The sequence below is a fragment of the Aliiroseovarius crassostreae genome (assembly GCF_049803815.1).
Taxonomy (GTDB): Bacteria; Pseudomonadota; Alphaproteobacteria; order Rhodobacterales; family Rhodobacteraceae; genus Aliiroseovarius; species Aliiroseovarius crassostreae_A.
On record NZ_JBNAGI010000009.1, the window covers coordinates 71,612 to 84,944 of the forward strand.

General features: G+C 61.5%; 13 protein-coding genes. 5 read left to right on the plus strand and 8 right to left on the minus strand.

Translation table 11 applies throughout. From position 1 onward, the window contains the following. Positions 1–3 precede the first annotated feature (3 nt). Positions 4–1,182, plus strand: a complete 1,179-nt coding sequence (locus tag ACP15V_RS16990) for a M24 family metallopeptidase (protein WP_424944903.1) — start codon at positions 4–6, stop codon at positions 1,180–1,182. Continuing rightward, positions 1,179–1,934: a maleate cis-trans isomerase family protein gene (locus ACP15V_RS16995; RefSeq protein WP_424944904.1), complete on the plus strand. Its 756-nt coding sequence runs from the start codon at positions 1,179–1,181 to the stop codon at positions 1,932–1,934. The genes ACP15V_RS16990 and ACP15V_RS16995 overlap by 4 nt, the downstream gene beginning before the upstream one ends. Positions 1,935–1,937: 3 nt before the next feature. Here the strand turns inward: ACP15V_RS16995 and ACP15V_RS17000 are convergent, their stop codons facing one another. Further along, complete coding sequence (locus ACP15V_RS17000) at positions 1,938–2,327, minus strand: hypothetical protein (protein WP_424944905.1); 390 nt, start codon at positions 2,325–2,327, stop codon at positions 1,938–1,940. A 114-nt stretch (positions 2,328–2,441) separates the two neighbouring features. Here ACP15V_RS17000 and ACP15V_RS17005 point away from each other — a divergent pair, with 114 nt between their 5' ends. Further along, complete coding sequence (locus ACP15V_RS17005) at positions 2,442–3,206, plus strand: NAD(P)-binding domain-containing protein (protein ID WP_424944906.1); 765 nt, start codon at positions 2,442–2,444, stop codon at positions 3,204–3,206. Between the two features lie 126 nt (positions 3,207–3,332). Here the strand turns inward: ACP15V_RS17005 and ACP15V_RS17010 are convergent, their stop codons facing one another. From ACP15V_RS17010 to ACP15V_RS17025, 4 genes are all read right to left on the minus strand, one after another. Continuing rightward, on the minus strand, positions 3,333–3,764 hold the full coding sequence (locus tag ACP15V_RS17010; RefSeq protein ID WP_424944907.1) for a universal stress protein: 432 nt from the start codon (positions 3,762–3,764) through the stop codon (positions 3,333–3,335). Beyond that, a complete protein-coding gene (locus tag ACP15V_RS17015) occupies positions 3,761–6,373 on the minus strand; it encodes a TRAP transporter permease (RefSeq protein WP_424944908.1) in 2,613 nt (870 codons plus the stop codon). The genes ACP15V_RS17010 and ACP15V_RS17015 overlap by 4 nt, the downstream gene beginning before the upstream one ends. Before the next feature lie 175 nt (positions 6,374–6,548). After that, complete coding sequence (locus ACP15V_RS17020; RefSeq protein WP_424944909.1) at positions 6,549–7,517, minus strand: TAXI family TRAP transporter solute-binding subunit; 969 nt, start codon at positions 7,515–7,517, stop codon at positions 6,549–6,551. 31 nt (positions 7,518–7,548) lie between these two features. Further along, on the minus strand, positions 7,549–8,421 hold the full coding sequence (locus tag ACP15V_RS17025; protein WP_424944910.1) for a MurR/RpiR family transcriptional regulator: 873 nt from the start codon (positions 8,419–8,421) through the stop codon (positions 7,549–7,551). A gap of 122 nt (positions 8,422–8,543) precedes the next feature. Here ACP15V_RS17025 and ACP15V_RS17030 point away from each other — a divergent pair, with 122 nt between their 5' ends. Then, the gene (locus ACP15V_RS17030; RefSeq protein WP_424944911.1) at positions 8,544–9,863 is read left to right on the plus strand and encodes an aspartate aminotransferase family protein; all 1,320 of its coding nucleotides are present in this window, start codon (positions 8,544–8,546) and stop codon (positions 9,861–9,863) included. After that, positions 9,863–10,633 carry a 3-keto-5-aminohexanoate cleavage protein gene (locus ACP15V_RS17035; protein ID WP_424944912.1) on the plus strand — a complete coding sequence of 257 codons (771 nt, stop codon included), beginning with the start codon at positions 9,863–9,865 and terminating at the stop codon, positions 10,631–10,633. Before ACP15V_RS17030 ends, ACP15V_RS17035 begins: the two co-directional genes overlap by 1 nt. A 19-nt stretch (positions 10,634–10,652) precedes the next feature. Here ACP15V_RS17035 and iolG read toward each other — a convergent pair whose 3' ends face one another. From iolG to ACP15V_RS17050, 3 genes are read right to left on the minus strand one after another with little or no spacing between them, the layout of a single operon-like run. Continuing rightward, entirely contained in the window at positions 10,653–11,642 is a 990-nt protein-coding gene (iolG, locus tag ACP15V_RS17040; protein ID WP_424944913.1) for an inositol 2-dehydrogenase, read from the minus strand. A 1-nt stretch (position 11,643) separates the two neighbouring features. Continuing rightward, a complete protein-coding gene (locus ACP15V_RS17045; protein WP_424944914.1) occupies positions 11,644–12,474 on the minus strand; it encodes a class II fructose-bisphosphate aldolase in 831 nt (276 codons plus the stop codon). Then, positions 12,471–13,328, minus strand: coding sequence for a 5-deoxy-glucuronate isomerase (locus ACP15V_RS17050; protein ID WP_424944915.1), 858 nt, complete (start codon positions 13,326–13,328; stop codon positions 12,471–12,473). The genes ACP15V_RS17045 and ACP15V_RS17050 overlap by 4 nt, the downstream gene beginning before the upstream one ends. Positions 13,329–13,333: the final 5 nt, after the last annotated feature.

Sequence of the window (13,333 nt, forward strand, 5' to 3'; positions counted from 1 at the left end):
ATCATGTCTGACGAACCGATCCGGGGATTTCCCGACGAGGAATACGCCGCCCGCACCGCCACAGCGCAGGAGCGGATGGCGGCGGTGGGCCTGTCGGGGATGCTTTTGCTGTCTGAGCCGGAGGTGCGCTATTTCAGCGGGTTTCACACGCTGTTTTGGCAAAGCCCGACCCGGCCGTGGTTCCTGTTTGTACCCCTTGAAGGCAAGCCGATTGCGGTGATCCCGGAAATTGGTACGGCGCTGATGCGCCAGACCTGGGTTGAGGATATTCGCACATGGGCCGCCCCCGCGCCCGAGGATGACGGGATCAGCCTATTGACCGAGCTGCTCATGCCGCTGGCCGCGAAGGGCGCGAAACTTGGCGTGATGAAAGGCCATGAAACCGCGCTGCGGATGCCGCTTGGCGATTATGAACGGCTGATCGCCGGGCTGCCCGGGTTGAAGATTGAGGATTGCACGCCGATTATACGCGGCCTGCGCATGGTGAAATCAGAGCGCGAGATTGAAAAGCTGAAACGGATCTGCGCCATTGGATCACATACATTTGCCGAGGTGCCCACGCTGGCCCATGAGGGTCAGGCGTTTGAAGACACGTTTCGCGCTTTCAGGCGCGAGGCGCTTTTGCAGGGTGCCGATGATGTGCCCTATCTGGTCGGCGGGGCTGATCAGGGGGGCTATCACGATGTGATCTCGCCGCCCTCGCGCCGGCCCTTGCAAAAGGGTGACATCATGATGCTGGACACCGGCATGACATGGGATGGGTATTTCTGTGATTTTGATCGCAACTGGGCGATTGGCCAGGCGGATGATGCCTCGCGCCGGGCCTATGACGTGTTGTGGCGCGCAACCGAAGCGGGACTGGCGGCGGCCAGACCGGGGGCGACCTGCGCGGAACTGTTTCACGCGATGCAAAATGTGATTGCCGAGATGGATCAAACCGGGCCGTCGGATGGTGACGTGGGCCGGTTGGGGCACGGGTTGGGGATGCAGCTGACCGAATGGCCCTCGCACGCGGCGTGGGATCAGACGGTGATTGAAGAAAACATGGTGCTGACGCTGGAACCCTCGCTGTCCTATGGCGACGGGCGGATTATGGTGCACGAAGAAAACCTGGTGGTGCGCGCGGGCGGGGCGGAGCTGATCAGCCACCGGGCAGCCCCTGAATTGCCGGTGATCCGATGAAAATTGATTTCGACACAGACAAGGGCATCGGCACCCGCGCCAATCTTGGGGTGATTGTGTTGGAAACCGATGAGACGCTGGAGCAGGAATTTGCCCGGATGGTGCCGCGCGCGGGCGTGGCGCTCTATCACACGCGCATTCCGATGGTGTCCGAGGTGACGGCGCAAACCCTGGCGAGGATGGAAGCGGATCTGCCCGCTGCGGCCCGCCTGTTGCCGCCGTCGCTGGAGTTTGACGTGATCGGTTATGGCTGCACCTCGGCCTCGACCGTCATTGGGTCGGACAATGTGGCGCGTGCGGTCCGTTCGGTTTGTCCGGGGGCCAGGGTCACGGACCCGCTGGCGGCGTTGATTGCGGCGGGGCGGCAGTTGGGGGTGACGCGGCTGGGGTTCCTCACGCCCTACGTGGCAGACGTGTCGGCGCGGATGCGCGAAAAGCTGCGTGAGGCAGGGTTTGAGATTGCCGCGTTCGGGTCGTTTGAAGAGGGCAATGATCACGTGGTGGCGCGGATCACGGAAGCATCGATCCGCGCGGGCGCGCTGCAGGTGGCCGCGCAGGCCGCGTGTGACGCGATTGTCATCGCCTGCACCAACCTGCGTTGCCTCACCGTGATCCCCGAGATCGAAGCGGCCACGGGCCTTCCGGTCCTGTCCAGCAATCTGGCGCTTTGCTGGCATATGCTGGAGCTGGCCGGGCTGAACGCCATAACCGGGCCGCGGCCCGAACTGGGGCGGCTGTTTGCGACCGGTTAGGGTCTATTCGGGGGCGGGGGCGTCCACCTCGGTGGGGCCTTGCGCAATCACCTTTTGGCCGGACAAGGCGCAAAACACCGGGTCACGGCCGTTGGGCGAGGCGGTACAGCTTTCGCCCTTGCTCAGCGGCGCCACGACAAACCCGTCATTGCCCATCAATTGCACCCGATACCGGGTCAGCGGATCGCGGCGTTTCACGTCTTTATAAGGGGTCAAACGCAGGTCCGTTTCCCCGCAAAGCAGGCTGAGCACGGTATATCCGGCCCCTTTCAGCACCGGTTCGATCTGCGCTTTGCTGGCCTGGCATTCCTCGAGGCTGGCCTTGTCAGAAAGGGTCATGCGCAGCTCGCCTTCGGGGTTGAAGGTCAGAACGAGAAGGGCGAGTTTCAGCATTGGACTGCTCCGTCTGTTTGTTTTTTGCGGCTATCATAGGGCGGATTGCAAACAAGGGAATGGGCAATTTGCGGCAAGTGGGGTGTTGCAAGGCATGAGGAGAGGTGGGCGCATATGGCACGGATCGGATTTATCGGCACAGGCGAGATTGCCGCGCATATGGTGGTCGGGCTGGCCGGGCAGGGGCATGACATTCTGGTGTCGGATCGCAATGCAACCCGCGCGCATGAGCTGGCGGCGCGATTTGCCGAGGTCCGCGTGGCGGCCAATGCCGATGTGGTGGCCGGGGCGGATGTGGTCATTTTGTGCCTGATGGCGGATGTGGCCCGCGCGGTTCTGCCCGCGCTGCCGTTTCGCGCGGGGCAGACGGTGATCTCGGCCATGGTGGATGTGTCGATCGCGGATCTTCAAAGCCTGTGCGCGCCCGCGACGGATCTGGCGATCACCATTCCCTTGTCGTCCATTGCCGTTGGCGGATCGGCCCTGCCGGTTTACCCGGACAATGCCCAGCTGCGCGCGCTTTTCGGGGATCGCAACCTGATCCTGCCTTGCCGGGATGAGGCAGCGTTGAACGCGCATTTCGCGGCCTCGGCGCTGGCCTCGCCGATCCTTGATCTGATGACTGCCGGGGCCGGGTGGCTGGCCGATGAAACCGGAGACCCGGCGGGCGCGCAGACCTATGTGGTGACGGTGTTTGCCGGGTTTTTGCGCCAGATGCAGGCGGAGCCTGACACCGGGTTTGCCGATCTTCTGGCCGCGCTTTCGACCGAGGGCGGGCTGAACGCCAGCTTGCGCGACCACATGCGGGGCCACGGCGCACCGCAGGATTTGCGCGACGGGATGGATGGGTTGAAGCCGCGTCTGGGGCTGACGCCGTAAGGTTCAGGAGTTTGGGACCCTCGCGAGATTTGGCGGAAGGGGGGCTGTGCGGGTTCCCCAAAAACAGGACCCAAAGAAAAAACGGGCCGTGATGCGGCCCGTTTTCTTGGTTTGATGTCGATGGTGTCAGCGCACCACATAGACCGAAGCGTCGGAATGGCGCACGATCCGGGCGGCGTTTGGCCCCAGCAGGTAGTCTTTAAAGTCCTGCCGGTGTGCGCCGATCACGATCAGGTCTGCCTTGCCGAGCCGTGCGGTCTCCAGCACTTTTTCGTAGACCGAGCCCACCGCCACAATGTGCCGGGTCTTGGCATTCACTTCGGCCCCGAGGGCGGCCTCGGACAGGTCGTTCAGCAGCTGTTTGGCCTTGTCCTGGGCGGTTTCCACATGGTGATCCTGCAGATAGGCCCCGACGATATTCGCGCCAAAATCCGGCACCACGGTGATGACATCAAGCTGTGCCTTGTCGAGAACCGCCAGTTGCGCAGCCCGTTCCAGCACCTTGCGGTCCTCTTTGGGGCGGTTGATGTCTACGGCGCAGAGAATGGTTTTGGTCATGCCGTCACTCCTTGAGCGTCTAGTTTGCGGGCGCGTCCGGTTTGCAGGAACGCGACCAATGCCAGCAGCATCAGCGCCGGGATGAAGATCAGCTCTTTCGGGAGCTGGTCTGCGGCGGCCTGAACGCGGGTGATCGCCACGGGGTCGTCGCCGTAGAAGTCGAACGATCCAAGCTGATCGGACAGATCCGTGCCAAAGGCCGGTTCATCCAGGCGCATCACGTCCCCTTCGGGGGCCAGCATCAGGCCAAGCGCCTGAAGGCGGGCATCTGCGCCCTCGGCCTCTGGCACCACCAGCGGCACGGTCAGGTCCTTGACTTCCAGCGTGTCGAAGTCGGGGCCCGAAATCACCGTGCGCAGCGTGCTGCCGGCTTCGGCATTTTCCAGCGCCTGCACAAATCCGGCCGGTTCGATCACCTCAAACGGCGGCTGGATCTGGTTCATGAAGAACCCCGGACGGAACAGGGCAAAGGCCACGACCAACAGCGCCACGGTTTCCCAGATCCGCGAGCGGGTGATGAAAAAGCCCATCGTGCCCGCGGTGAACACAAGAATGCCGATGGTCGCGATGATGAAGACGATCACGCCTTGCACCCATGTCACGTCAATCAGCAGAAGGTCGGTGTTGAAGATGAACACAAACGGCAGGGCCACGGTGCGCAAGGAATAGAAGAACGCGGTGAACCCGGTGCGGATCGCGTCGCCACCCGATACGGCGGCGGCGGCAAAACTCGCCAGCCCCACAGGGGGCGTCACATCCGCCATGATGCCGAAGTAGAACACAAAAAGGTGCACGGCAATCAGCGGCACGATCAGGCCAGACTGCGCGCCCAGTTCCACCACAACCCCCACCATCAGCGAGCTGACCACGATATAGTTCGCCGTGGTCGGCAGGCCCATGCCAAGGATCAGCGACAGGATGGCCACGAAGACCAGCATCAGGATCAGGTTGCCGCCCGAGAGGAATTCAACAAAGTCGGCCATCACCTGACCGATCCCGGTCAGCGACACGGTGCCCACGATGATGCCCGCAGTGGCGGTGGCAAGGCCAATGCCGATCATGTTGCGCGCGCCGTCGATCATGCCCTCAACCCAATCGGTCACCCCTTCGCGCAGGCGGCCCACCGGGTCATTTTCGCCGCGGAAAAATGCCTTCAGCGATTTTTGCGTCAGCAGGATCGCAAAGAGCAGCATGGTGGCCCAGAAGGCCGACAGGCCGGGCGATTTGCGCTCGATCATCAGGAAGTAGACCAGCACGATGATCGGCAGCAGGTAATACAGGCCTGATTTGTAGATCTTCGCAACGTCGGGCAGCTCGACCACCTCGGCATTGGGATCATCCGGTTCCAGATCCTCGGTCTGAGACGCGAGGTAAATGAGGCCGATATAGATCGCCAGAAGCAGGGCGGCGAGGATCCAGCCGGATCCGCCGGGCACCATGGCGACGATCAGTTTCACTGGGAATTGCGTGGCGTAACACAAAAGGGCAAAGCCCGCGAAAAAGGCAAACATGCCGCCGATGGTTTTGCCCATCGACACCACTTTGTTGCCAATTGTGGGCATGTTGTTTTTCACCGCTTCCAGGTGAACGATGTAAACCAGCGCGATATAGGAAATCACGGCGGGCAGGAAGGCGTGGGTGATCACCTCGACGTATGAGATGCCCACATATTCCACCATCAGGAAGGCCGCAGCCCCCATCACGGGCGGCATGATCTGGCCGTTCACCGACGAGGCGACCTCAACCGAACCCGCCTTTTCAGCGGTGAAGCCGACGCGTTTCATCAGCGGGATGGTGAAGGTGCCGGTGGTGACCACGTTGGCAATGGAGGACCCCGAAATCAGGCCGGTCGCAGCGGACCCCACAACAGCGGCCTTGGCCGGGCCACCACGCAGGTGACCAAGCGCGCCAAACGCCATCTTGATGAAGTAATTGCCCGCGCCCGCCTTGTCCAAAAGCGCGCCAAACAGCACGAAGAGGAAAACAAACTTGGTCGACACGCCCAGGGCGATGCCAAAAACGCCCTCAGACGTGATCCACATGTGGCTCATCGCTTTGCGGATCGACGCGCCCGCCCAGCGGATCTGATCGGGCACCACTTCGGAGGACCCAAAAAAGACGTAGAACAGGAAGACAATCGCCAAAGCCACCATCACCGGGCCAAGCGTGCGATAGGCGGCGATGAACAGGAAGGCCAGACCCGCCAGCGCAAAATAGGCGTCTGTGGCATCCGCCAGACCCCCGTTGCCGACAATCTTGTCATAGAAGAAATAGCCATACATGGCGAGGAACGCGCCACCCAGGCCAAGGATCCAGTCATACCACGGGATCTTGTCACGTGGCGAGGATTTGAACAGAGGATAGGCCATGGCGGCCAGGAAAATGGCGAAGGCCAGATGGATCTGGCGCGAATTGTTGATCAGGTCCCCGCTCAGCACATAGGCCGAGATGGGCGAGGCCAGCAGCACCTGAAACACGGACCAGATCAGCGCCACTACGGCAATCATCGTGCCCACCCACCCGATGGGTGCGCGCGCACCGCTGTCACTGGCGGCAACCAGCTCCTGCAGCTCTTCTTCGCTTAATGCGCGATTTTTGGCGTCAGCCATGAACGTTCTCCCCGTTCGTAATTGTCACTGTCCAACGATTGTTCTGGCAAAGGCGGCTGGGTTCCCCGTCAGGCCTTTGGCTGAACATATCTTGCGCGGTGATGATCCTTTTCCGCCATCATCCGTGCAAAAGGCAATGGGCCGGAGGATGGTCCCCCGGCCCAGGCGTGCAGGCTTATTTCAGAATGCCAGCTTCGCGATAGTATTTTTCAGCGCCCGGATGCAGCGGGGCCGACAGACCAGCCGTGGCCATTTCTTCCGGCACCAGAACACCGAAGGCCGGGTGCAGGCCCTTGAAGTCGTCGATGTTTTCAAAGACCGACTTCACCAGCGCGTAAACCACGTCTTCCGACACCTGGTCCGAGCTGACGAAGGTTGCGCCCACACCGAAGGTTTTGGTGTCTGCGTCATTGCCGCGATACATGCCGCCCGGGATGGTGGCGTGACGGTAGAACGAGTTCTCTTCGATCAGCTTGTCCACTTCGGCACCGGCCACTTCCACCAGGACCGAGTCACAGGCGGTGGTGGCTTCCTGGATCGAGCCCGACGGGTGACCCACGGTGTAAACCATGGCGTCGATCTGGTTGTCGCACAGGGCGGCGGATTGTTCCGATGCTTTCAGCTCGGTCGCCAGGGCGAAATCTTCGGTGGTCCAGCCCAGGGCGCCCATCAGAACTTCCATCGTGCCGCGCTGACCGGACCCGGGGTTGCCGATGTTCACACGCTTGCCTTTGAGGTCAGCGAAGGTCTTGATGCCGCTGTCGGCGCGGGCGACCACGGTGAAGGGCTCCGGGTGTACCGAAAAGACGGCGCGCAGGCCTTCAAACGGGCCGGCTTCTTCGAACTTCGAGGTGCCGTTGAAGGCGTGGTACTGCCAGTCGGACTGGGCCACACCAAATTCCAGCTCGCCTTCGCGGATGGTGTTGATGTTGTAAACCGATCCGCCGGTCGATTCGACCGAGCAGCGCACGCCGTGGTCACGACGGCCCTTGTTCACCAGACGGCAGATCGCGCCACCGGTTGGGTAATACACACCGGTCACACCACCGGTGCCGATGGTGATGAACTCTTCTGCCATCGCAGCCGGAGCCATCACACCTGCAGCGGCGATGCCGTATGCTGCAATTTTCAGCTTTTGGAACATTTAAATTCTCCCCTGTTCACTAAGTTGCTGGTTACATTGAATCTTCGTCCAAAACCTCGGACAGAAGACGATTGCTATCCTCGACGTTCGCAATGCGCAAGCGGGCATTTTCTCCGGCGCGGCTGACCAGTTTGCCGATCATGACCTCTACCAGAAACATCGTTGTAACATACGAGGAATAGAAATGGGGGCTGGTGCTGGGCAGCACAAACCCGAACTGGGCGTGGCGCAGGGCCGGGCAGGCGTGCGTGTCGGTGATCACCACCACATGTGCGCCTTGCCGGCGCGCGATTTCCGCGGCCTTGATGGCCTGCGGGGCAAAGGGCGGTTTGGTCACGATCACCAGCGCGTCCTGGTCGGACATATTGGTCAGCCCGCTGCCAAGCGACGCCCCCATCCGCCCCAGAAGCTGCCAGTTGCCGGTGCACATATTGGCCATATACGCCATATATTCAACGATCCCGGTCGATCCCAAAGCCCCCAGCAGATACACCATCCGCGACCGGGCGAGCACATCCACGGCCTGGCTGAGGGTCGCGGGATCGATGCTTTCGGGCAGGGATTGCAGATTGGCCTGGCACGCGGCCAGATGGGCCGCCATGAAATCGGGTTTGCCCGCGCCATGATCTTGCTGCAGCTTTTCGGCGCGGCTGGCAAAGTTGCTCATGCGCTGGTCGATCTTTTCGCGCAGCTCTTCGCGCAATTCGTCCAGCCCCGTGTAGCCCAACGCCTTTGACAGGCGTGTGAAGGCGGCGGGGGAGGATCCGCTGGCCTGGGCAACACTGCGCAAGGGACGTGTCGCCATATCCAAGGGATTGTGCAGGATGTAATCCGCCACAGCGCGCAACGTATAGGTCAGATCGCCATACTGGGCGGTCAGGCGTTGTTCAAACGATGTCCGCAAACCTCCCCCCTTTTGGCTGTCTGGACAAATCAATTTCACGAATTGTTCAATTTGTTTCACTCTGTGTCAACACTTGACATATTTGTTTCACCTTGGGTAAGGCGAAGAGAAACGAGGTTGCCATGTCCCATATCTTTCCACGCCACACCCAATCCCTTCCGCCTGTCGCCGAACGTGGTGACGGAATTTATCTTATTGATTCGTCAGGTAAAAAATACCTGGACGGTTCCGGGGGCGCCGCCGTGTCCTGCCTGGGCCATTCGGATCAGGACGTGCTGGATGCCATGCGCGCGCAAATGGATCAGCTTGCTTTTGCGCATACTGGGTTTCTCACATCTCACCCGGCCGAATCGCTTGCCGACCGCCTGATTGCCCATGCGCCCGAGGGGATTGAACGGGTCTATCTGGTCTCTGGCGGGTCCGAAGCGGTCGAATCTGCGATGAAACTGGCGCGGCAATACATGCTCGAAACCGGGCAGGGAACGCGCACCAAATTCATCGCCCGCAAGCAAAGTTACCACGGCAATACGCTGGGCGCGTTGGGCACGGGCGGCAATATGTGGCGGCGTGAACCGTTTGATCCGGTGATGGTCTCGGCCAGCCACATTGACCCCTGCTATGAATATCGCCTGCGCGCGGATGGCGAAAGCGAAGAGGACTACGGTCTGCGCGCGGCCAATGCGCTGGAGGACGAGATCCTGCGCCAGGGCCCGGAAAACGTGATCGGCTTTCTCGCTGAACCCGTGGTGGGGGCCACCGCTGGGGCCGTGCCCGCCGTGAAAGGCTATTTCAAACGGATCCGCGAGATTTGTGACCAATACGGCGTGCTGTTGATCCTCGATGAGGTCATGTGCGGCATGGGGCGCACCGGCACGGTGTTTGCCTGCGAACAGGACGGGATCTCGCCCGACATTGTGACCATCGCCAAGGGGCTGGGCGCGGGGTATCAGCCAATCGGCGCGATGCTCTGTTCCGGCAAGATCTATGATGCGATTGCCGAGGGGTCGGGGTTTTTTCAACACGGCCACACCTATCTGGGCCACCCAATTGCCGCCGCCGCTGCCGACGCGGTGGTGAAAAAGCTGACCGAAGGGGGCATGGCTGCGCGCTCAGCCCAGATGGGGCAGGTCCTGATGGATGCGCTGCGGGCGGAGTTTGGTCAGCATCCCAATGTGGGCGACATTCGCGGGCGCGGCATGTTCCGCGGGTTGGAACTGGTCGCGGATCGCGACACCAAGGCGCCTTTCAACCCGGATCTGAAAGTGGCGGCGCGGTTGAAAAAGGCGGCCTTCAACAACGGGCTGATCTGTTACCCGATGGGTGGCACGATTGACGGGCGGCAGGGCGATCACATCCTTCTGGCCCCGCCGTTCATCATCACCGATGATCAGATCGGCGAATTGGTCGACAAGCTGTCGCGCAGCCTGGCAGAGGTCCTGTGATGACGCGGTTCCCGTCGCTCCCGCAGATTATGGTGGCCCCCAACGGGGCGCGCAAAACCAAGGCCGATCACCCGGCGCTGCCCATGACCAAGGCTGAGATTGTCACCTGCGCGCGCGACTGTTTTGCCGCTGGCGCGGACGGGTTGCACCTGCATATTCGCGACGCAGAGGGGGGGCATTTGTTGGACGTGGGCACCTATCGCGATGTTCTGGGCGCGGTGAAGGCCGCCGTGCCGGACATGGCGGTGCAGATCACCACCGAGGCGGTTGGGATCTATGCGCCGGAGGTGCAAAAACGCGTGGCGTTAGAGGTCGGCGCGGATCTGGTGTCGGTCTCTATTGCCGAAATGTGCCGGGATGGCGAAGAGGGTGCGCGGGTGTTTTATGAGGATTGTGCCGCCAAAGGCATCGCAATCCAGCACATTCTATATGACCGCAAAGATGGGGAGCTTCTGGCGCGCGTGTTGCCCGAGAGTTTGCTACGCGATCCGTCGCTGCAATTGCTGTTTGTGCTGGGGCGCTACAGTGAAGGGCAGGTGTCCCAACCGTCAGAATTACAGCCGTTTCTGGACTGGCTGGCCGACGCGGGCTTGACCCCGGACTGGGGTCTTTGCGCCTTTGGCCCCCATGAAACCGACTGTCTTGTGGCCGCGCATCAGGCGGGTGGCAAATGCCGGATCGGGTTTGAAAATTCGTTTTTCATGGCGGATGGATCCATCGCGCCCGACAATGCCGCGCGCGTGGCTGAACTTGTGTCCCGTCTGGGCTGATTAGGGCTGAGGGACGCGATCATGGCAGATCCACCGGCGCCCCCAGATCCAGCGACCGCGCGGCGGCATCCGCCAGACGTTGTGCCTGCAACCCGTCCTTCAGGCTTGGGGTCGGTGCGGTGCCAGTTGTGATCGCCTCGATGAAATGGCGCATCTCGGCCTGATAGGCCGCCGCATAGCGTTCCAGGAAAAAATGCTGCGCCGGGGGTTTGGTGAAGCCGGTGGCGGTTGCCAGCTCCACGGTGGTTTCATGCATGTTTTCGGCGCGCAGCATCCCGCCCGCACCATGCACTTCGATCCGTTGATCATAGCCATAGCTGGCGCGGCGCGAATTGGTGATCTGGCAGATCCTGCCACTGGCAGTGGTCAGGGTGACGGCGGCGGTGTCCACGTCACCGGCCTTGCCGATTTCCGGGTCCACAAGGGACGCGCCGACCGCATAGATCCGGGTAAACTCTTCGCCCACTAAAAACCGCGCCATATCCAGATCGTGGATCATCATGTCGCGAAACAACCCGCCAGAGCTTTGGATATAGCTGACCGGGGGCGGGGAAGGATCGCGGGACTGGATCGTCACAATCTCGACCTCGCCGATCTGGCCTTGTCGCAACCGGGACTGGAGGTCGGCAAAATTGGGGTCAAAGCGGCGGTTGAACGCGGTCAGAAAGGGCACGCCCGCGCCTTCGACCACGGCAAGGCAATCAAGAATACGTTCAGACGACAGATCCACGGGTTTTTCGCAGAAAATCGCCTTGCCCGCGTGTGCAGCGGCATGGATCAGGTCGTAATGCGTGTCGGTTGGGGTGCCGATCACCACGGCCTCCACGTCGGGGCTTTCGATCAGCGCCATGGGCTCCAGCACCCTGGCCCCGGTGCGCGCGGCCAGATCCTGTGCGGGGTCTGGAAAGGCATCGGCCACCGCCGTCACCGTCGCGCCGCCAATCTGGCTGATCGAGCGCGCATGTACCTGGCCGATGCGGCCACAGCCCAGAAGTCCGATCTTGATCATGTCACGCCCCTTTGAATGTTTGCAGCACCCGGCGGGTGGCGGCCATCACCGGATCATGGGTGTCTTTCAGGATCTGCACCCGGTCAAATCGCGTGGGATCCGCGTTCACCGCGTTGCGCAGGGCGTCCCCAAAGGCCATGCGCAGTTCGGTTCCGATATTGAACTTGCAGATCTTTGATCCGTGCGCGAGTGCGTTGCGTTGGGCCAGCGGCACGCCCGATCCACCATGGATCACCAAGGGCACCTCGGTTACGGCTTCGATCGCGCGAATGCGGGCCTCGTCCAGCCCGCCCTCTTTGTCTTGTTGCAAATGCACATTGCCCACGGAAATTGCCATCGCGTCGACGCCGGTGTCGCGGGCAAATTGCGCGGCCTCCTCGGGGTCGGTGCCCGCGGACCCTTCGCCGCCGGAATAGCCGACAAAGCCGATTTCGCCTTCGCAGGACACGCCCGCCGCATGGGCCATATCCGCAATCGCTGCGGTTTCATCAATGTTCTGGATCAGGGGTTTGCGCGATCCGTCGAACATGACCGAGGTAAAGCCGCTGTCGATGGCCGCGCGGCAGTCTTCCACGGTATATCCGTGATCCAGGTGTGCCACGACTGGCACGGACGCTCCTTCGGCCAGATGACGAAACATTTTGCCCAAAACGGGCAGGGGGGTGTGCTCGCGGCACGACGGGCCCGCCTGCAGGATCACCGGGCAATTTTCGGCCTCGGCCGCCGCCACATAGGCGCGCATGTCTTCCCAGCCCAGCGTGACCAACCCGGCCACGGCATAGCCCTTCTTCAGCGCGGGCTGAAGCACATCTTTCAGTGTCGCAAGGGTCATTTGAACTTTGCCACCATGTCCATGATGCCGGGGATCGTGTGCAACTGTGCCGCGTGGGTCGGTTGGAAATACTGTTTCAGCGACCGCTGGCTGAGGCCGCCCAGAATGGTGAAGTAATACATCTGATAGCCCGGCAGCACCGCGCAGGGGTGATAGCCTTTGTCGAGCATGATGGTGGAGCCATCCATGATGTGATAGGCATCCCCCGGTTCATTGTCCTCGCGCTGCAACATCTGCACACCCGATCCGTAGTTCGGCTTGAAGCGGAAGTTGTAGGTTTCATCGTGGCGGGTTTCGATCATGCCACCGTCGGGATCGGGGCGGTCCGTGTCATGTTTATGGGACGGAAAACCGGACCAGCCGCCTTCGCCCACGGTAAAGAGCTCGCTGACCAGCAGGCGGCCCACGCGGTCATGGTGGCCTGCGCCCAGGATATGCTTGATCTTGCGATGGGTCTTGGTGTCGTCTGACCCGTATTGCACCACGTCAAGCTGTGCTGCGCGCACGTCAAAGGGTTCCAGCACCTTGTCGTATTTGGCGCCCGCGATGAAGGTCTCGGTCGCGTCGGTTTTGCAGGTGATGCGCACCTTGGCGCCCACCGGCACATAGACGCCTTCGGGTTCGCCATCCCAGACATCTTCGGTGCGATTGCCCAGATCGGGGTAGAACGCCCCGTCCACATCCACGTCGACGGTGCCGGTGGCGGGCACGACGCAGGTTTCATAGCCGGGCACGGCATATTCGAACACCTCGCCCTTCCTGAGCTTGACGATGTTGAAATAGTTCAGCGGAACCAAGTCGTTATCCACATCCACAATGGGTTTGTTCTTGTTGTCATGGGGCGCAATATGCATTGGCC